Raw genomic sequence first — 18947 nt, forward strand, 5'->3', positions numbered from 1 at the left:
GCCCGGCACTGCTTTACCGGCCCGGCACTGCTTTACCGGCCCGGCACTGCTTTACCGGCCCGGCACTGCTTTACCGGCCCGGCACTGCTTTACCGGCCCGGCACTGCTTTACCGGCTCGGCGCTGTTTACCGGCTCAGCGCGTCAAAGGCTTTGCCGTACGGCGTCGACCTCGGCCAGCGCGGCATCGTCGCCCCCGCCGGCAGCGAGCAGATCGTCGGCCACCACTCGCAACTGGTCGGGCAGAACCAGGTCAGACTCACGCGGCACGGTACGCCGCGGCCGCCCTTCGGCGTCGGCCCCCAGATCAGCCAGCCGCTGCACCAACGCGTAAACCCGGTCCCCGCGCCCTTCGGCCCGCCACCGCGGCGCCTCCCAGTGCCGCACCTGGTTGAGCAGCCGCTCGATCGACGTAGCGAAGTCAGTCACCGCACGAGCCTAAAGCGTGCCCCGAACTCACAGCCCACCCTCCCAAGGGGGCCCCCGTCCTGCCCCAGTGTTCCGGAAAACCGAAGGCCACGCCCAACCCCCTGTGGACAACGTTCAGCCTGTGGATAAAGCCAGACCACGGCGCGACACGTGACAGGAGAGACGCCCGGAACGCGGAAACGCGCTGAGCCCACAACGCGAAGCAGCGCGGCGCGGAAAGCTGCGCGGCGTAGAACGGAAGCGGAGCGGCGCGGCGTAGAACAGGAAGCAACGCGGAGCGGCGTGGAGCGGAAAGCGGAGCGGAACAGAAAGCGGGGCGGAACCAAGAGAGCGGAGCTGCGCCGAACGGGAAGCGGCGCGGAACCAAGGAAGCGAAGCGGCGCGGAACCAAGGAAGCGAAGCGGCGCGGAACCAAGGAAGCGAAGCGGCGCGGAACCAAGGAAGCGAAGCGGCGCGGAATGGCGCGAACCGGGAAGCGGCACCGCACGGAAGCGACGCGGAACGAAAGCGGCGCGGAACGGGGATGGACCGCGCGGAGTGGGTGGAGGGCCAAAAAACAGCGCCCGGGCCGAGGGGAGTCGGTCCGGGCGCTGTCGGTCAAGCGTGGAGATCAGTCGTCGCCCTGTAGGAAGCTCAGGAGGCGCAGGATCTCGAGGTAGAGCCAGACGAGGCTGACCAGGATGCCGAAGGCGGCGACCCAGGAGTAGCGCTGCGGAAGACCCATCCGCACGCCCTCCTCGACCTCGTTGAAGCTCAGGATGAAGCTGAGCGCGGCCACCACGATGCAGACGAGGCTGAAGATGTAGCCGAGCGGGCCGTTGTCGCGCAGGCCGGTGTTGAAGCCGAACAGCGACAGCACCAGGTTGATCAGGATGACGGCGAACAGGCCGCCCATGACCGCGATGAGGCCGCGGGTGAATTTCGGCGTCGCCCGGATGACCCGGGTCTTGTACAGCACCGCCATCAGGAAGAAGACGCCGAACGTGGCCGTCACCGCCTGCAGGATGATGCCGTCGTAGCCGAAGAACTCCTGGTACGTCTTCGAGACCATGCCGACGAAGACGCCCTCGACGACCGCGTAGGTCACCACGAGCGCCGGGTTGGCCATGCGCGAGAACGAGATGACGAAGCCCAGGATGAGGCCGACGATGGCGGCGCCGATCCAGGCGGCCCCGGTGGCCGAGTCGGGCACCACGTTCCACGCCACGACGGCGGAGATGCCGGTGATGCCGAGCAGCGTCACCGTCTTGACGACGACGTCGTCGACCGTCATGGGGCGCACGGCGGGCGGAGCGGCGGGGTAATCCGGCGTCGTCGGGTACGGCTGACCGTAACCCGGGGCGCCGGCGGGGCCGTATGCCCCGTACCCGGCCGTACGCTCGCGCTCGGCCGCCTGGCCGAGGCGTGAGAGCACCGGGTTTGAAGTCTTCACTGTGTCCAGCCTCCCTTGAGGTTGAGGCACGAGGTAATGGCACCTTGACGTGCTCTTCCAGGGTACGGGCAAGAGTCACTTCTCGGCGCGGCGCGAGCCTGTGAACCAGCTGAAGGTGAAACTGTGAAGTTACTGAAAGCGGTCGATGGCAGACAGGGCGAGTTCGGTGAAACCGTTCGTCAGGAGCACGACGGCGATGGCAGTCAGCAGGATGCCGGCGATCCGATCGAGGATGCCGGCCGCGGCCCCGGAGATCCTGCGCTCGACATGGCCGGCGGCATAAAGAGTCAGACCCGTGACTATTGCGTACGCCAGGGCGGCGACCGACAGGAACAGGCGGCCCGTGACACCGCCGACGTCGGCCGAGGCCGCCACCCCGAAAGCGAAGGTCGTCCCACCGACGGTCAGCGGAAACGTGATCGGCGTAAACAAAACGGACTTAAACGATTTGTCCGGCTGGGAAGCAAGGGCCGAGGCGGGCGCGGCGGACACGGGCACGGCAGAGATAGGCGAGGCGGACGCGGGGGCGGCGGACGCGGAGGTAGACGCGGCCGAGGTAGGCGAGGCGGAGGTAGGCGAGGCGGAGGTAGGCGAGGCGGAGGTAGGCGAGGCGGAGGTAGGCGAGGCGGACGCGGGCACGGCGGAGGTAGGCGAGGCGGACGCGGGCACGGCGGAGGTAGGCGCGGCGGAGGTGGCGGCGATGGAGCTAGGGGCGGCGGCTGGGGGCGGTGGTGTGGCTTTGCCGGTCATCAAGGGGACGGCGGCCAGGATCAGGGCTATGCCGCCGGTCGCGGTCAGGGCCGCCGTGCTGATGCCGAGCAGCTCGAGCAGCGGCTCACCCACCCAGATCGCCAGCAGGACGAAGACGGCCACGTTGACGACCAGGCCCAAAGCGAGCCGCAGCTGCTCGGCGTGCGAGAACGGGCGGACGATCGGCAGGTACGACGACAGCGCCGCCACCGGGCTGTACAGGGCGAACAACGCCAGGAACAGGACCAGGGCGTCGTACTTGAAGGACATGTCAGAAGTCGACCGCGTCGCGGATCAGCGGGCAGGTCATGCAGTGCCCGCCGCCCCGGCCGCGGCCGAGTTCGGCGCCGACGATCGTGATGACCTCGACGCCGGCCTGGCGGAGCAGGGTGTTGGTCTGGGTGTTCCGGTCGTAGGTGAAGACCACGCCCGGCTCGACCGCCACCGCGTTGTTGCCGCTGTCCCACTGCTGGCGTTCGGAGGCGTACACGTCGCCGCCCGTCTCGATCACGCGCAGCTGTTTGAAGCCCAGCGACTCGGCCACCACGTCCACGAAGCGCTGGCCCTCGTTGTCGATCACGTCGACGCCCCAGGAGCCGGGCACCAGCGTGAACGGGTGGATGCCGTCGACGATGTTCGGGTAGAGGGTGACCACGTCGCGGTCGGCGAAGGTGAACACCGTGTCCAGGTGCATCGCGGCGCGCAGCTTCGGCATGCCGGCCACGACGACCTTCGAGGCCGCGCCGTTGGCGAACAGCGACTGTGCCACCTGGGTGATCGCCTGCCGTGACGTGCGCTCGCTCATGCCGACCAGCACCACGCCGTTGCCGACCGGCATCACGTCGCCGCCCTCGAAGGTGGCCAGGCCCCAGTCCTTCTCCGGGTCGCCCCACCACACCTTGGAGCCCACGTAGTCCGGGTGGAACTCGTAGATCGCCTTCATCAGCAGGGTCTCGTCGTGCCGGGCCGGCCAGTAGAGCGGATTGAGCGTCAACCCGCCGTACAGCCAGCAAGTGGTGTCTCTGGTGTAAAGGGTGTTGGGCAGCGGTGGCATGAGGTATTCGCGGACGCCGGTCGACTCGCGGGCCAGCGACACGTAGGCCGATTTGCGGAATTCCGGTGGCAGGTCCGACGTGGCGAGCCCGCCGATCAGGAACTCGGCCAGTTCGCGCGGCTTCAGTTCCTCCAGGAAGGCGCGGGTGTCGTCGAGCAGCCCGAGACCCACCTCGTTGGCGATGATCTTGCGGTCGAGCAGCCACGTGCGGGCTTCCGGGATCGTCATCGTCGCGGCCAGCAGGTCGTGCAGCTCGACCACCTCGACGCCGCGGTTGCGCAGCTTGTTGACGAAGTCGGCGTGGTCGCGCTGGGCGTTCTCCACCCACATGACGTCGTCGAAGAGCAGGTCGTCGGCGTTGCCGGGGGTGAGCCGGCGATGCGCCAGCCCGGGCGCGCAGACGAGCACCTTGCGCAGCCGGCCGACCTCGGAGTGGACGCCGTGTTCCATGACAACTCCCTGGTGAGTTAGATGGAGATCCAGCCCGCCGCGAGCGCCACGACGCCGAGGACGGCGCCGAGGACCGAGACGGCCAGGATGACGAGCTCGCGGCCGGAGAACAGCTGCCGGCCCTGCTCCCGGCGCGCTTTGATGAACAGCAGGGTGGCCGGGGCATAGATGATCAGTGAGACCAGCACGAACTTCGGGCCGGCGGCGAAGAGCAGGAAGAGGGTGTACGCCACGGCGAGCACCCCGACCACGAGCTCGCGCCCGTGTCCGCGCGGCTGCTCCACATAGGTATCGCGGGTCAGGGCCAGTTTCAGGGCGTACGCGGCGGCGAGCAGGAACGGGATCAGGGTGAGCGCGCTCGTGAGGTCGAGGGCGAAGTTGAACGCGTCCTCGGAGAAGTAGGTGACGATCAGGACGGCCTGGATCAGGATCGAGGTCAGCAGCAGCGCGTTGAACGGCACGTCGCCGCGCTTGGTGCGCCGCAGGAAACGCGGCATGTCGTCGTCGGCGGCCGCCACGAACAGGACCTCGGCCGCCATCAGGGTCCAGGCCAGGTAGGCGCCGAGCACCGAGATGATCAGGCCGACGCTGACGAAGACCTTGCCCCAGGTGCCGACGGCCGCCTCGAGCACCCCGCCCATCGACGGCTGCCGCAGTTCGGCGATCTCGGAGCTGGGCAGGATTCCGTACGACACGATGGTGACCGACGCGAAGATGGCGAACACGCCGAGGAAGCCGAGGATGGTGGCCCGGCCGACGTCCTGCCGGCGCTTCGCGTGCCGGGAGTACACGCTGGCCCCCTCGACGCCCAGGAACACGAAGACGGTGACCAGCATCGTGCCCTTGACCTGCTCGAAGAGCGAGCCGTAGTCGGCCGGTCCACTGAGGTTGTCGGCGAACACCTTGGGGTCGAGCAGGAACAGGGCGATGAGGACGAAGACGATGATCGGTACGACCTTGGCCACCGTGACGACCCGGTTGAGCGCGGCCGCGTCCTTGACCCCGCGCTGGATCAGGTAGAAGAACAGCCAGATCCCGGCCGTGGAGACGGTGACCGCGAGCAGGGTGTCGCCGTCGCCCATGGCCGGCCAGATCGTGCCGACGGTCGACATGATCAGCACCCAGTACGTCACGTTGCCGACGCAGGCGCTGGCCCAGTAGCCGAAGGCGGAGAAGAAGCCCAGGTATTCGCCGAAGCCCGCTTTGGCGTACGCGTAGACCCCGGCGTCCAGCTCCGGTTTGCGCAGGGCGAGGGTCTGGAAGACGAAAGCCAGCATGAGCATGCCGGTGCCCGCGATGGCCCACGCGATGATCGCGCCGTAGACGCCGGTCTCCTGGGCGAAGCGCCGGGGCAGCGAGAAGACACCGGCGCCGACCATGCCGCCGATGACCATCATGGTCATCGTGGCCAGGGTGAGCTTCTGGGCCGTGGACGCGGTGGTCGTGGTGGTGCCGGTTCCGGTCACGTCGTCGCCTTCCTCCCGCGGATCAGGGTTCGGTCACCGGTACCCGGACGTTCTGGGCGGCGCCGCCGCGGCTGAAGCGGACGTCGACCGTGTCGCCGGGCTTGTGGGTGCGGATCGCGACGAGCATCTGGTCGGTGCCGTTCACCGCGGTGCCGCCGATCTGCGTGATCACGTCGCCGGTGCGCAGACCGGCCCGGGCGGCGCCGAAACCGGGCACGACCTGCTCGACCAGGGCGCCGCGGGGCAGGCCGGTGGCCCGGGCGATCTCGTCGGTCACGCTCACCGACATGACGCCGATGACCGGGTGGGTGGCCTTCTTGCCGGCGATGAGCTGCTCGGCCACCGAGACGGCGAAGTCGATCGGGATGGCGAAGTTGAGGCCGATGCTGCCGCCACCGCCCTCGGGCGGCTGGGCGCCGGCCGAGTTGACGCCGACCTGCCGGCCCGCGCAGTCGGTGAGCGGACCGCCGCTGTTGCCCTGGTTGACCGCGGCGTCGGTCTGCACGGCGTTGACCAGGGCGGCCGGTTCGGCGCCCTGGCCGACGTCGATCCAGCGGTTGAGCGCGCTGACCACGCCGGCCGTGATGGTGCTGTTCAGGCCGAGCGGGGAGCCGGCCGCGACCACCGGCTGACCGACGACAACGGCTGAGGAGTCGCCGATCGCGATCGGGGTGAGGGTGGCCGCGGCCGGGTCCACCCGCAGCACCGCGAGGTCGGTGGCGGGGTCTCGGCCGACCACGGTCGCCGGAACCTCGGAGGCGCCGCGGGCGAAGTCGACGGTGATGGTGGCGGGGGTGGTACCGGCTCCGAAGGCCGGGGCGATCACGTGGTCGTTGGTGAGGATGTTCCCGTCCCGGTCGAGCACCGATCCGGAGCCGAGGCCGCCGGTGGCCCCGCGCCGCACATTGACCGTGACCAGGGACGGGAAGACGGTGGCGGCCACCTGGGTCACGTCGCAGCCGGTCACGCCGGCGGCGGCCGCGGCCGGACGGCCGTCGCCGTCCGAACCGGACGCGGCCGCGCCGAGCAGACCGCCGGTGATCCCCGACAGCAGCGCCAAGGCCACTGCCCCAGCGACCAGACGTCCCGGCGTGAGTCGCATGCCGCCAACGTAGGTAGCCGTCGATCCGGGGAGCGTCACCCGGAACGGATGAACCGGCGGATCACCCCGAGTGGGATGATCCGCCGGTGAGACGAGGCCCGGGTCAGGAGATCTTGCGCTGGTAGGCCCGCATGGCGAACGCGTAGGCGACGACGGTGATGCCGGCGCACCAGGCCAGGGCGATCCAGATGTCGTGGCCGACCGGCTGCTGGTCGAGCAGGGCCCGGATCGAGTTGACGATCGAGGTGACCGGCTGGTTCTCGGCGAACGCCTTGACCGGGGCCGGCATGGTGTCGGTCGGCACGAAGGCCGAGGAGACGAAGGGCAGGAAGACGATCGGGTACGAGAAGGCCGAGGCGCCGTCGGGTGAGGAGGCGGACAGGCCGGCCAGCACCGCGATCCAGGTCAGGGCCAGGGTGAACAGCAGCAGGATGCCGATCACGGCGAGCCAGGCCAGCACGCCGGCCGAGGAGCGGAAACCGATACCCAGTCCAATGAGGACAATCAGGGCACAGGAAAGTGCGTTCGAGACCAGCGACGTGAGTACGTGACCCCACAACACCGAGGAGCGGGCGATCGGCATCGAGTTGAACCGCTCGAAGATGCCGCCCTGAAGGTCGTTGAAGAGGCGGAAGCCGGTGTACGAGATGCCGCTGGCGATGGCGATCAGCAGCACGCCGGGCATCAGATAGTTGGTGTAGTTGTCGGTGTTCGCCTGGATGGCGCCACCGAACACGTAGCGGAACAGCAGCAGGAACGCGATCGGCATGATCGTGACGGTGATGATCGTGTCGAGGCTGCGGGTGATGTGCCGCATCGAGCGGCCGAGCATGACGTTGGTGTCGCTCAGGACGTGCGTGGTCACGACTGACCCTTCTCTCCGACGATGGCCAGGAAGATCTCTTCCAGGGTGGGCTGGCGCTCCACGTACTCGACCTTGGCCGGCGGGAGCAGCTTGCGGAGCTCGGCCAGGGTGCCGTCGACGATGATGCGGCCCCGGTGCAGGATCGCGATCCGGTCGGCCAGCTTCTCCGCCTCGTCCAGATATTGGGTGGTGAGCAGGACCGTCGTGCCGCCGTCGGCCAGTTTCTCGATCACCTTCCACACCTCGATGCGGGCCTCCGGGTCGAGGCCGGTGGTCGGCTCGTCCAGGAAGATGATCGGCGGGTCGCCGATCAGGCTCATCGCGATGTCGAGCCGCCGCCGCATGCCGCCGGAGTAGGTGCCGACCCGGCGCCCGGCCGCCTCGGTCAGCCCGAAGCGGTCGAGCAGGCCGTCGGCGACCTTGCCCGGGTCGTCGACCCGCCGCAGCCGGGCGATCATGACGATGTTCTCGCGGCCGGTGAGGATCTCGTCGACCGCGGCGAACTGCCCGGTCAGGCTGATCGACTCGCGCACCCGCTGTGCCTCGGTGGCGACGTCGAAGCCGTTGACGACGGCGGTGCCGTCGTCCGCTTTCAGGAGCGTGGCCAGGATCCGTACGGTCGTGGTCTTGCCGGCGCCGTTGGACCCGAGCAGCGCGAAGATGCTTCCCCGGGCCACCTCGAGGTCGACACCCTTGAGCACCTCGACGTCCTTGTACGACTTGCGGAGTCCGTGCACCCGGATCGCGGGGTTCTGTCCGTCCATGGTCGCCAATACCCTTCAGGAGCGGTGGATGAGGATGTCGCCGAAGCCGGTGCGGCCGCGGACCTCGACGGTCTCGGTGGCCTCGCCCGGACTGGAGGTCTGCTCCATCGAGTTGAGGACCTTGCCGAAGCCGGTGGTGACCTCGAGCCAGGCGGCGGTTCCCTCGGCGATGCCGATGTCGAGGGCGCCGGCGGCGGTGCCGAGGGTGATCGAGCCGCGGACCACCTCACCGAGCCGGATCTTGCCGTTGGCCGTCTTCACCTCGGCGCCGGAGCCGGCCCGCTCGATATCGATGTCGCCGTTGGCGTTCTTGACCCGCACGTCGCCGGTGACGACGTCGATCGCGGTGTCGCCGTTGGCGTTCTTGAGCACGGCGGCGCCCTCGACCTCGCCCAGCTGGATGTCGCCGGAGCCGGTGGAGACCTCGGCGTCACCGAGCACGCGGTCGACGGTGATGTTCCCGAATCCGGTGTGCAGGCGCAGCGAGCCGGTCTGCTCGAGCCGCATGTCGCCGGTACTCCTGATCCGGGTGTCGCCGAGCCGGCCGGTGACGTGGAAGGCGCCCATCACGAGGTGGGCGTCGAGCCGCGAGCCGCTGGGCACCTCGATGTCGACGGCGACCGCCTTGGACTTCTTGGAGAAGTCGAAGGTGCGCTTGGGGCCGGTCACCCGGAGCTGGCCGTTGCTGTAGTCGACCTTGAGCTGCTGGGCCGCCTGCACATCGGACTCGTCGTGCTCGTCGTTCGGGCGGACCTCGACGACGGTGTCGGCGCGGTCGCTCGCGATGATCCGCACGTCGCCGACGTAGTAGTCGAGAGTGACGCTGATCGATTCGGGAGTGTCGAAAATAGGCATGGTTGTCCCCGCTTCCTGAGTCAGTGAGGCGTTCTAGCAGGTCAGAGGGTTAGCGGACCCATCCGGTGAAACGCTGCGCGGCTCGCTTGCCGCCGTCGCGGGGCTCGGGCCGCTGGGCCCGGTCGGGCTGCTGCAGGGCGGCGGCGGCGGCCCGGACGAGCCAGGCGTTGACCGAGCGGCCCTCCTTGGCCGCGGCCTCCTCGATGGCGGCCTTGAGCGGCTCGGGCATGCGGACGTTGATGCGGGCGGCCGGGCCGTCCTCGGCGAACGGGAGGTCGCTCTCGGTGGCGTTCTCCACGGTGTGGTCGGCCGTGGTGGGCGCCGCGCTCACCACGAACTCGGGGTCGCGGCCGCGAAGGCGCAGCTCGACCGAGCCGGGCGCCAGGTCACGGGTGATCTCGTCGGCGGCGCCGGACAGCGCCTCGAGCAGGGTCATGCGGATCGCCGACTCAAGGGAGCCGGTCAGGCGCTCGACCAGCGCACGCGACTCCTCGCCGCCGGCCTCGGCCAGTGTGGCGAACTCACGTCCGAGGTTGTTCACATACGAGGTCAAGTCCATGGCACCATGGTGGCACACACATGGCACCGCTCACAAGAGCTTTGGCACCATCAGTGTGCCATCGTGGCACCATGCAGTGGCGCGAGAGACGCGCTATGGCCTTGAGCTGCGGAAACGCCGCGATGAGCTTCTGGGGGCGAGCGTTGTGCTTCTGGGCTCGAGGAGAAGACGTACCTATGAAAAAGACGCCGCGGACCGAAGCCTGCGGCGTCTTTTCAACGAACTGTGTGCCCGGGGCGGGTCTCGAACCCGCACGCCTGCGCGAGGCAGCCGCTTTTAAGGCGGCCGTGTCTGCCATTCCACCACCCGGGCGGCACTGGAGACACCGTATCGGTTGCCGGCCGGGTGGCGGAAACGGAGATTACCTCAGTGGGTGCCGGCGCTCACCGTCTCGCGCTCCTCCGGCTTGCGGACCGGCGGCGTGACCTCGAGGAACTCCTCGCGCGGGTGATGCAGCTGGCCGAGGGCGATGGTCTCGCGGCGGAGCACGAAGGCCAGCGTCCAGTCGGCGATGACCCGGACCTTGCGGTTGAACGAGGGGATCCGGCTCATGTGGTACGAGCGGTGCATGAACCAGGCGGGAAGGCCACGGACCTTGATGCCGTAGACGTGCGCCACGCCCTTGTAGAGGCCGAGGCCGGCGACGGAGCCGACGTACTTGTGGCGGTACTCCTTGGGCAGGCCGCCCAGGACGACCGCCTTGATGTTGTCGGCGAGCACCTTGGCCTGGCGGACCGCGTGCTGGGCGCTCGGCGAGCACCAGCCACCGGGGTTGGTCAGGTCGGGGACCTGGGCGCAGTCGCCGGCCGACCAGGCGCCGTCGAGGACGTTGCCCTCGTCGTCGGCCACCTGAAGCGTGGGCAGGCAGTTGACGTGGCCCTTGGGACCGCGCGGCAGGTCGGTGACGTCGAGCATGGGCGACGGCTTCACGCCCGCGGTCCAGACCACCGTCTCGGCGCGGAACTTGTCGCCGTCGGACAGCTCGATGTTGCCGTCGACGCAGGACTTCAGGAACGTCTCGAGGCGGATCGAGATGTCGCGCTTGGCCAGCTGACGGGCCGCGTACGCGCCCATCTTGGCGCCGACCTCGGGCAGGATCCGGTTGCTGGCCTCGACCAGGACGAACTTGACCTCTTTCTGGTCGAGCTCGGGGTAGTACTTGAGGGCGTCGCGGACGACGTCCTCCATCTCGGCCATGGCCTCGACGCCGGCGAAGCCGCCACCGACGAAGACGAAGCTCAGGGCCGCCTTGCGGATCTCGGGGTCGGGCGTCACGGCCGCGACATCGAGCTGGTCCATGACGTGGTTGCGCAGGTAGATGGCTTCGCCGATGGTCTTGAAGCCGATACCGCGCTCGCTGAGGCCGGGGATCGGAAGGGTCCGCGAGACCGAGCCGGGCGCCACGATGATGTGGTCGTACTCCATCTCGGTGGCCGGGCCCTCGATGGGCTGGACGGTGACCGTCTTGCGCGCGTGCTCGACCTTGGTGACCTCGCCGACGATGACGCGGCACTTCTTGAGCTCGCGGCGGAGCGGCACAACACTGTGCCGCGGCTCGATGTTGCCGGCCGCTGCCTCGGGCAGGAACGGCTGATACGTCATGTGGGGCTGGGGGTCGATGACGACGATCTCAGCCTTGCGGCGGCTGAGCTTCTTCGACAGACGCAGGGCGGCATAGAGCCCGACGTGACCTGCCCCTACGACGACAATGCGCTGCGGATTCACGCCTTATATTGTCGCTCTTCGCGGCTCGCAACGCCTCTCGGTGTGATCTATCCCAAGTCCATATGTCAAGTGCTGTGACGCACATATTTCGAGGACATTTACACGCGACGAACGAGGCGTGCTATGAGGAGCGTGGCACCCGCGGCACCAGCCAATCCGACCAGAGTAGCCACCAAAAACGCGCTTCCCGCCAAATCAGCGGTGAGTCCCAGAATGGCTACCGTCAGTACGGCGGAGATAAGCACCACAGTAAGCGCCCGCGCCAACCAGACACCGACGACGTCGACATTGACGACCGCGTCGTACGGCAGAACGGCCGCCAAAGCCGTCAGTGAATGTCCAAGATAGAGGGCCGTGGCGATGGTCAGCACCCGCCACAGCGAGACGGCCGCGTCCTCCATCACGGTGTCGACCAGCCAGCCGGCCACGACGGCCAGCGCGGCGAAGGTGGCGCCCCGGCCGCGCGGCGCCACCGCCGGGTAGATCGCGACCAGAGCCAGCGGCACGAAGAACTGCGAGCCGAGCATCGCCTGCGGCCAGGCGACGGCCATCGCGACCAGACCGCAGAGCGCGATGCCGCACCGCACCAGGAACGGCAGGATGGTGGCCCGGGTCAGCACGGTCTTGGCGCCGGCCAGCTTGCGGGCGAACAGGGTGAACATGTCAGTGCCCCCGGGGCGCCGAGGCGAGGCGGGAGACGTCCCGCAGCACCAGGTCGAGGCTGCCGGCGCCGGCCCAGGCGACGACCGGCACGCCGTGCTCGCGCAGGCGGCCGAGGACGTTCTCCCGCTCGACGCGCCACAGCCGGGTGGCCAGCGGGGTCCACTGGTCGCGGACCTCGGGGGCGGCGCCGGCGGGCAGCGTGTCGACCGCGACGACATAGCGGCCGGACTGGGCCAGCGCGGCCAGCATGTCGGCCGACCGCGGGTCGATCAACGGGGTCAAGACCATGACCAGCGCGTCCGGGGAGACGTGGTGGGCGCCGAAGTCGTGCTCGTGCGCCTCCATCGGGTCCGGGCGCACGTCGAGCAGCCACTCCAGCACCGTCAGATATTGACGCCGGCCGGTGGCCGGGCGCAGCCGGCGGGCGGCGGCACCGTACTCGAGCAGGGAGACGCGGTCGCCGCGCTGAAGGTAGTGCTCGGCGATCGCGGCCGAGGCGCGGACGGTCGTGTCCAGCACCGAGGCGCTGCCACCGACGCCACCGGAGAGGCCCACCTCGCCCAGCACGTCGAGGAGGAGGACGACCTCGGCGTCACGGTCGGAGAGGGTCGAGGCGACATGCAGGTCCCGCGTACGCAGCGAGACGCGCCAGTCGATGCGGCGCAACCGGTCGCCCGGGGCGAACGGGCGCACCCCGGCCAGCTCGCCGCCCTCGCCGGGCCGGCGCGACCGGTGGTTGCCGACGAGTCCGGCGGCGGCCGGCATGGCCTCGATGGCGTTGAACGGCTCGGTCACCGGATAGACCCGCACGTCGCTGCCCTGGGTGATCACCGGGCGGCAGGCGAGCAGGCCGCCGCAGGTGGCGACCCGGGCCGCGGCCGGGCCGACATCCTGCCGGCCCCAGCGCCGGGCCTCACCGCTCAACTCGACGGCGGCCCAGCCGTCGGCGCCCACGGTGATCGCGAACGGCCGGTCCGACTCCTCCAGCTTCAGCCAGCGTGAGGTGCGGACCCGGACCACGACCAGGTCGTACGAGATCTCGTCCGGGTTGCTGACGGTCACCGACGCCTCGACCTGGCCGCCCTCGACCAGATACTCCTGATCGGACTGCACGGTCAGCTCGGGGAAGGATTTCGGCATGCGCCGCAGGCCGACGGCGACGCCGATCGCGAACGGGGCGGCCAGCAGCACCAGGTCGACGCGGCCGAGCGCGACGCCGAGCACCAGCAGCAGGCCGGTCAGCAGCACAGCCCGGCCCAGCGCCCGGGTCGGCACCCAGGCCGGACCGGCCGTCACGTCGGCCGGCGACGGCGGCGGAACGGCGCTGCGCAGCCGCGGGCCCATCAGCCGGCGGTGTATGTGGGCAGCGCGCCACTGGCCGGCGCGGGCGTGGCCTGCAGAACCTCGTCGACCACGAACGACGGGTCGACGCGGCGCAGCCACATCTCCGGGCGCAGCGTGATGCGGTGGGCGAGGGCCGGGACGGCGACGTCCTTGACGTCCTCGGGAACGACGAAGTCACGGCCGGCCATGGCGGCCCGGGCGCGGGCCAGCAACAGCAGGGCCAGCGAGCCACGCGGCGAGGAGCCGACCAGAACGGAGGCGTGCTCGCGGGTGGCGGCGGTCAACGCCACGATGTACCGGCCGATCGAGTCCTCGACGGCGATCGACTCGCAGGCGGCCTGCATCGACTGCAGGGTGGCGGAGTCGACGACCGGCGTCAGGAAGGCCTCCTCCTGCCGGCGGGACATGCGGCGCTGCAGAACGTCCCACTCCTCCTCGGCGGTGGGGTAGCCGAACGAGACGCGCAGCAGGAAGCGGTCGAGCTGCGCCTCGGGAAGCGGGTAGGTGCCCTCGTACTCGATCGGGTTGGCCGTGGCGAGAACGTGGAACGGTGGGTCGAGGCGGTAGGTGACGCCCTCGACGGAGACCTGCTTCTCCTGCATGGCCTCGAGCAGGGCGGCCTGGGTCTTGGGCGGCGTCCGGTTGATCTCGTCGGCCAGCAGCATGTTGGTGAACACCGGGCCGGCCCGGAAGGCGAAGTCGCCCTTGCGCTGGTCGTACAGGAAAGAGCCGGTGACGTCGGCCGGCAGCAGGTCGGGGGTGAACTGGAGCCGGCGGAAGTCGAGACCCAGCGACTGAGCGAAACAGCGGGCGGTCAGCGTCTTGCCGAGACCGGGCAGATCCTCCAGCAGGACGTGGCCGCCGGCCAGGATGCCGGCCAGGACCAGCTCCAGCGAGTCACGCTTGCCGACCACGACGCTGCCGACCGAGTCGAGGACGGCATTGGCCAGTCTGCCCACCTCGTACGGGGGAAGGGCCTGCACGCCTGTCTCGGTCACCGGGGCACCTCTCGTCACAGTTTTTCCAGGGCGTCGACGTAGCTCTCCAGCTCCCGCGTCTTGGGCGCGCGGCGGCCGCGGTCGTGCAGTGCCGCCCAGAGCGGATCGCCGAGCAGTTCACGGGCGCGCCGCGGGTCCGATTGACGGGTGATCCCGTGTCGCAGCCGCAGCCGCTCGTCGGTGAGCTCGGCCAGCACCGGCAGAACGTTACGCGAGTAGAGATCCGGGTCGTCGTGCGCCCTTTCCAGGGTCTGCTCCCACCGCCGGACGGCGGCCCGCAGAGCGTCCCGGCCGGCGCGGTCGCCGGACCCGCGGCCGCGTCCGGAGCGCTTGGGGAGGGCCGGGGCCTGGACCCATTGGACGGCGAGCACGACGAGGCGGAGCGCGACCAGCGCGGTCACCACGAAGACGACGGAGATGTCGACGTCGGACGACCGGAGCGCGGCCACGATGACGACGGTGAGCAGGGTGACGACGACGAGGTTGACGAGGATCCAGGAGAGCAGCGACCGCCGCTTCTCGACCGGCGTCTGCTCCTCGGCCGCCGCCGGCTCCTCGCGGTAGCCAAAGAGATCGTCCAGGCTGCCGTCGGGCATCATCGGGCCGCCACCTCCGACGGGGCGCCCAGGTCCGCGCGCAGGCGTTGCAGGGCCTCGCGGGCCTGCCGGCGCATCCGGTCGTCGACGGTGTGCGTGGCGTAGCGGGCCTCGCGGTAGACCTCGAGGAGAGCGGCCAGCACGGCGGCGTCGACCTGCTGCTCGTTGAGAAGGCGGCCGACCAGGTCGGTGGGGCTGTCGCCGGGATGCCGCGGGGTGCCGGCGGCCGCGGCGGCCTGCTCCAGGCGTACCCAGCACGCGATCACGGCGCGGCGGGGGTCGCGGTCGGTGTCGGACAGCTCCTCCAGGCCGGCGTCGAGAGCAGCGACAAGTTCCTCGGCCGTACCCGGCTGGCCCTTCGCGCGCTTGCGGCTTTTCGGGTTTTTTCCCTTTTTCGTACGACGATCGCGGATCAGCGCGTAGACGACCAGTCCGACGAGGACGGCGGCGATGACCCCGAAGACGACCAGGGCGACCGTGCCCACCCAGTCGGGCAGCCCGCGCGCCGGCTCCGGCTCGGGCGGCGTGGTCGCCTGGGCCGACGGCACCGTGGTGGGCAGGATCGGCTGGTCACCGACCGGTTCGTCACGCACGATCTCGTCGAGCTGGGCCTCACTGCGGGTGGCGGCCAGCGAGGTCACGAAGAGCAGCACGAGGACGGCGGCCAGAGGCCACCAGCGACGCACCGCAGCGAGATCCACGTCTTGTCTCCATCACAAACCGGCCAGCTCTTTGGCACGCGCGAAGACGTCGTCCAGCATGGCCGGGGTGAGCTTACCGGTGAACGTGTTCTGCTGAGACACGTGGAAGCACCCCAGCAAGTCGGGCACTCCCGGCAGGCTGACATGCGCCCCGTGCCCGAACTTCGGCCGGGGCACCGGCGGCCGTACGCCGTAGACCGCCCTCATCGCAGGCCACCACGCCTGCCAGGCGAAAGCACCGAGCGCCACCACGACCCGCAGGGTCGGCCGAATCAGGCTCAACTCCCGCTCGGCCCACGGCGCGCAGGTGTCCCTTTCGTCGGGAAGCGGTTTGTTGTCCGGAGGTGCACAACGCACCGCGGAGAAGATCCGCAGATGCCGCAGGGCCAGCCCGTCGTCAATGGACACGCTGGTCGGCTGATTGGCCAGCCCCGCCCGGTGCAGAGCCGCGAAGAGCACATCTCCCGACCGGTCCCCCGTGAAGATCCGCCCCGTCCGGTTTCCCCCGTGCGCGGCCGGCGCCAGCCCGAGAATCGCGATCTCGGCATCGGCGTTGCCGAAGCCCGGGACCGGCCGCCCCCAGTAGTCCCAGCTCCGGAAGGACGCACGCTTGGTGGCGGCCACTTCCTCCCGCCAGGCCACCAGCCGCGGACAGGCGAAACAGTCCGAGATCTCCTCATCGAGCACGCCGAGAGACGCGGCCCCCGCCGCACACCGCACAACGTCTTCCCTAGTACGCGCGTTACTCACCCACCCAGCACAGCATCCGCCGCGCGGCCGCCGCACCCGGGGTGGCCGCCGGCGGTGTCAGGCCTTGGCGGGACGCAGGCAGAGCAGGTAGCCGCCGTCCTCGCGGCTGCCCAGGACCAGGAAGCGCTCGCCCTCCTTGAAGAACTTGTCGCAGGAGGTGGACTTGGGGTCGCTCTCGCCGTCGACGCGGGCCACCACCGAGTAGGCAGCGTCGGAGGAGGCACAGTCGACCACGTCGGCGCGGGTGCGCTCGGTCTTGTCCTCGGGGATGTCGGTGTCGGCGGAGACGCAGTCGCCGGCCTTGGCTTCCTTGGCGTCGTCGCCGCCGAAAAGGGCGGAGACGATGCCGCCCTTGATGATGCCGAAGACGACGACGGCGACGAGCGCCAGGCCGATCCGGAGGATGAGCTTGCCGGCGCCGCGCTTCTTCTCGACCGGGACGGGAGTGAGGGGCGGCGGGGCTTCACCGGCGTTCGGCGGCGGGTAGCCACCGGCGTTCGGCGGCGGAAAACCGGGCTGGCCCCCGGCCGGCGGGTAGCCGGGCTGGCCACCGGGCGGCGGGTAGCCGGGCTGGCCACCGGGCGGCGGGTAGCCGGGCTGGCCACCGGGCGGCGGGTAGCCGGCTGGCTGGTAGCCGGGCTGGGTTCCGTCCGGGGCGTAGGCGGGCTGCCCTGCGGGGGCGTAGCCGTGCTGGCCGCCGGCGGGCGGGTACCCGGGCTGGCGTTGAGCACCGGCCGGCGGGTAACTCGGCTGGCCCTGGGCGGCGGCGGGCGGGTAACCCGGCTGGCCCTGCGCGGCGGCCGGCGGGTAGCCGGGCTGGCCCTGCGCGGCGGCCGGCGGGTAACCGGGGTGGTTCCGGGGTGGCGGGTAGCCGGGCTGGCCCGGGCCGGGCGGCGGGTAGTCGCCGCCGAACGGCGGGACGGGGTTGCTCACTGGGGTGGTTCCTTTCCGGGGGCCGGCCGAGGGGGTCGACCGATCGCAGAGGGACCCTAACGATCGGCCGGGACCCGACGCGACCCCGTTACCCAGCTTTCATCGGGGGCTTCGGCTGCTCGGAGCAGGGGTGGGCGAGGCCGAGGCGCCGGACGGCGCCGGGGCGGCGGCAGGCGTCCGGCCGGGGCTGGGGTCCGTGGCGCTGGGGCCGGTGGGGCTGGGATCGGTGGGGCTGGGATCGGCGGGGGCCGGCTCGCCGTTCTCCAGGAAGCTCGGGCGGGGGTCGGCGGACGGGGCCGGGCCGAAGGGCGCGTCCTGCGGGCAGTACGGGTAGCCCAGGTTGCGGGTGTGCCAGGTCTCGCCGGTGTTCGGGTCGGTGCAGTAGCCGCCGCCGAACTGGACCGCGTTGCCGTTCTGGTCGAAGACGCGCGCGTTGGGGACCAGGGTGCCCTTCTCGTCGTACACGAAAAGGTCATTGATCGTGTTGTACGGGTTGCTCTCCTGGTAGCTGGACACGTCGCTGAAGCCGGGGCCACGAACGCCGTTGTCGGCCGCGGTGAAGCCGGCCAGGCCGAAAATCACCAGGACGGTCGTCCCCGAATAGAGTGCCCACCGCGGCCATTGCGACAGCTGGACGCCCCTCTTGCCCAGCAGGATCGAGCCCGCCACGCCGACCGCCAGCAGCATCAGCGCGATGACGTTGCTGCCGCCGACCCGGGGCAGCAGGCCGGGACTGCCGCCGCTGCTGTCGAGGATCATGGCCAGGGCCATCGCCACCAGGTAGCCGCGCAGCACCCACCAGGCCGGGCGCAGCAGGGTCAGGAACTCGCTGGCCCTCGGGTAGCCGATCAGCGGGCCGACCTTCACGTCGGCCCGGTCGAGGACCGGCATCACCTTGGCCCGGATCTCGGCCGCCGTCACCCAGGCGCCGCGCGGCGGGTCGGGGAAGCCGCCGACGAAACCGGCCGTGGCGCGCAACTCGGCCGCGTACGCCGCCGGGGTGCCCAGCCGCTCGGTCAGCGTGCCCGTGCCCTCGGCCCGCACCTCGGCCAGGTGTTCCGGAAGGTCCTCGAGGAGCTCGTCGCGGGTCGCGTCGGGCAGGTCGGCCAGCGCCTGCCGGACCCCGGCCACGTACTCGGCAATCTCGTCCTGCTCGGTGATGTTCACGCCGCTCCCCGCTCGCGAAGAAGATCGTCCATGGTGGACGCGAAGCCGTTCCATACCTTGGCCGACCGTTCCAGCTCGGCCCGGCCGGCGGCGTTCATCCCGTAGTACTTGCGGTGGGGGCCCTCGTCGCTGGGCACCACGTACGTGGTCAGGAATCCGGCCGCGAACAGCCGCCGCAGCGTGCCGTAGACCGAGGCGTCACCGACGTCGTCGAGGCCGGCGGCCCGGAGCCGGCGCAGGATGTCGTAGCCGTAGCCGTCCTCGTCGCGCAGCGCGGCGAGGACGGCCAGATCCAGCACGCCCTTGAGGAGCTGGGTGGTATCCACGCGGTGCACAGTACTGCGCA

At 70.3% G+C, this 18947-nt stretch carries 20 protein-coding genes and 1 tRNA gene; all 21 read right to left on the reverse strand.

All coding sequences use genetic code 11. The features are described 5' to 3' along the window. Positions 1–142: 142 nt before the first annotated feature. The 21 genes from AB0C26_RS10840 to AB0C26_RS10940 all read right to left on the reverse strand — a co-directional run bounded on the left by AB0C26_RS10840 (position 143) and on the right by AB0C26_RS10940 (position 18927). Positions 143–427, reverse strand: coding sequence for a hypothetical protein (locus AB0C26_RS10840; RefSeq protein WP_360245077.1), 285 nt, complete (start codon positions 425–427; stop codon positions 143–145). A 610-nt stretch (positions 428–1037) separates the two neighbouring features. Beyond that, on the reverse strand, positions 1038–1859 hold the full coding sequence (locus tag AB0C26_RS10845) for a Bax inhibitor-1/YccA family protein (protein ID WP_360245080.1): 822 nt from the start codon (positions 1857–1859) through the stop codon (positions 1038–1040). A gap of 129 nt (positions 1860–1988) precedes the next feature. Further along, complete coding sequence (locus AB0C26_RS10850; protein WP_360245083.1) at positions 1989–2879, reverse strand: MarC family protein; 891 nt, start codon at positions 2877–2879, stop codon at positions 1989–1991. Position 2880: 1 nt separating this feature from the next. Then, positions 2881–4113, reverse strand: a complete 1233-nt coding sequence (locus AB0C26_RS10855; RefSeq protein ID WP_360245086.1) for an arginine deiminase — start codon at positions 4111–4113, stop codon at positions 2881–2883. 17 nt (positions 4114–4130) lie between these two features. Further along, on the reverse strand, positions 4131–5579 hold the full coding sequence (locus AB0C26_RS10860) for a basic amino acid/polyamine antiporter (protein ID WP_360245089.1): 1449 nt from the start codon (positions 5577–5579) through the stop codon (positions 4131–4133). 22 nt (positions 5580–5601) lie between these two features. Continuing rightward, on the reverse strand, positions 5602–6681 hold the full coding sequence (locus tag AB0C26_RS10865) for a trypsin-like peptidase domain-containing protein (RefSeq protein WP_360245092.1): 1080 nt from the start codon (positions 6679–6681) through the stop codon (positions 5602–5604). 103 nt (positions 6682–6784) lie between these two features. Then, positions 6785–7546 carry an ABC transporter permease gene (locus tag AB0C26_RS10870; RefSeq protein ID WP_360245095.1) on the reverse strand — a complete coding sequence of 254 codons (762 nt, stop codon included), beginning with the start codon at positions 7544–7546 and terminating at the stop codon, positions 6785–6787. Beyond that, complete coding sequence (locus AB0C26_RS10875) at positions 7543–8310, reverse strand: ATP-binding cassette domain-containing protein (RefSeq protein ID WP_360245098.1); 768 nt, start codon at positions 8308–8310, stop codon at positions 7543–7545. The genes AB0C26_RS10870 and AB0C26_RS10875 overlap by 4 nt, the downstream gene beginning before the upstream one ends. A gap of 15 nt (positions 8311–8325) precedes the next feature. Continuing rightward, a complete protein-coding gene (locus tag AB0C26_RS10880; RefSeq protein ID WP_360245101.1) occupies positions 8326–9165 on the reverse strand; it encodes a DUF4097 family beta strand repeat-containing protein in 840 nt (279 codons plus the stop codon). A gap of 49 nt (positions 9166–9214) precedes the next feature. Then, entirely contained in the window at positions 9215–9724 is a 510-nt protein-coding gene (locus AB0C26_RS10885) for a DUF1778 domain-containing protein (protein ID WP_360245104.1), read from the reverse strand. A 228-nt stretch (positions 9725–9952) separates the two neighbouring features. Continuing rightward, positions 9953–10036, reverse strand: a tRNA-Leu gene (locus AB0C26_RS10890). A gap of 54 nt (positions 10037–10090) precedes the next feature. Next, positions 10091–11449, reverse strand: coding sequence for an NAD(P)/FAD-dependent oxidoreductase (locus AB0C26_RS10895; protein WP_360245107.1), 1359 nt, complete (start codon positions 11447–11449; stop codon positions 10091–10093). Positions 11450–11547: 98 nt separating this feature from the next. Next, the gene (locus tag AB0C26_RS10900; RefSeq protein WP_360245110.1) at positions 11548–12111 is read right to left on the reverse strand and encodes a hypothetical protein; all 564 of its coding nucleotides are present in this window, start codon (positions 12109–12111) and stop codon (positions 11548–11550) included. A 1-nt stretch (position 12112) separates the two neighbouring features. Next, positions 12113–13456 carry a DUF58 domain-containing protein gene (locus tag AB0C26_RS10905; RefSeq protein ID WP_360245113.1) on the reverse strand — a complete coding sequence of 448 codons (1344 nt, stop codon included), beginning with the start codon at positions 13454–13456 and terminating at the stop codon, positions 12113–12115. Continuing rightward, on the reverse strand, positions 13456–14454 hold the full coding sequence (locus AB0C26_RS10910) for a MoxR family ATPase (protein WP_360245116.1): 999 nt from the start codon (positions 14452–14454) through the stop codon (positions 13456–13458). Before AB0C26_RS10910 ends, AB0C26_RS10905 begins: the two co-directional genes overlap by 1 nt. Positions 14455–14468: 14 nt before the next feature. Further along, positions 14469–15053 carry a hypothetical protein gene (locus AB0C26_RS10915; protein ID WP_360245119.1) on the reverse strand — a complete coding sequence of 195 codons (585 nt, stop codon included), beginning with the start codon at positions 15051–15053 and terminating at the stop codon, positions 14469–14471. Beyond that, positions 15050–15751: a DUF4129 domain-containing protein gene (locus tag AB0C26_RS10920; protein ID WP_360245122.1), complete on the reverse strand. Its 702-nt coding sequence runs from the start codon at positions 15749–15751 to the stop codon at positions 15050–15052. Before AB0C26_RS10920 ends, AB0C26_RS10915 begins: the two co-directional genes overlap by 4 nt. A gap of 12 nt (positions 15752–15763) precedes the next feature. Next, positions 15764–16501, reverse strand: a complete 738-nt coding sequence (locus AB0C26_RS10925; protein ID WP_360245125.1) for a uracil-DNA glycosylase — start codon at positions 16499–16501, stop codon at positions 15764–15766. A gap of 57 nt (positions 16502–16558) precedes the next feature. Then, positions 16559–17434 carry a hypothetical protein gene (locus tag AB0C26_RS10930; protein WP_360245128.1) on the reverse strand — a complete coding sequence of 292 codons (876 nt, stop codon included), beginning with the start codon at positions 17432–17434 and terminating at the stop codon, positions 16559–16561. A gap of 99 nt (positions 17435–17533) precedes the next feature. Further along, positions 17534–18601 (reverse strand): HAAS signaling domain-containing protein, encoded by a 1068-nt coding sequence (locus AB0C26_RS10935; protein WP_360245131.1) that lies wholly within the window; start codon positions 18599–18601, stop codon positions 17534–17536. Continuing rightward, the gene (locus AB0C26_RS10940; protein WP_360245134.1) at positions 18598–18927 is read right to left on the reverse strand and encodes a PadR family transcriptional regulator; all 330 of its coding nucleotides are present in this window, start codon (positions 18925–18927) and stop codon (positions 18598–18600) included. The genes AB0C26_RS10935 and AB0C26_RS10940 overlap by 4 nt, the downstream gene beginning before the upstream one ends. Positions 18928–18947 lie beyond the last annotated feature (20 nt).

Source organism: Actinoplanes sp. NPDC048796 (assembly GCF_040650035.1).
Taxonomy (GTDB): domain Bacteria; phylum Actinomycetota; class Actinomycetes; order Mycobacteriales; family Micromonosporaceae; genus Actinoplanes.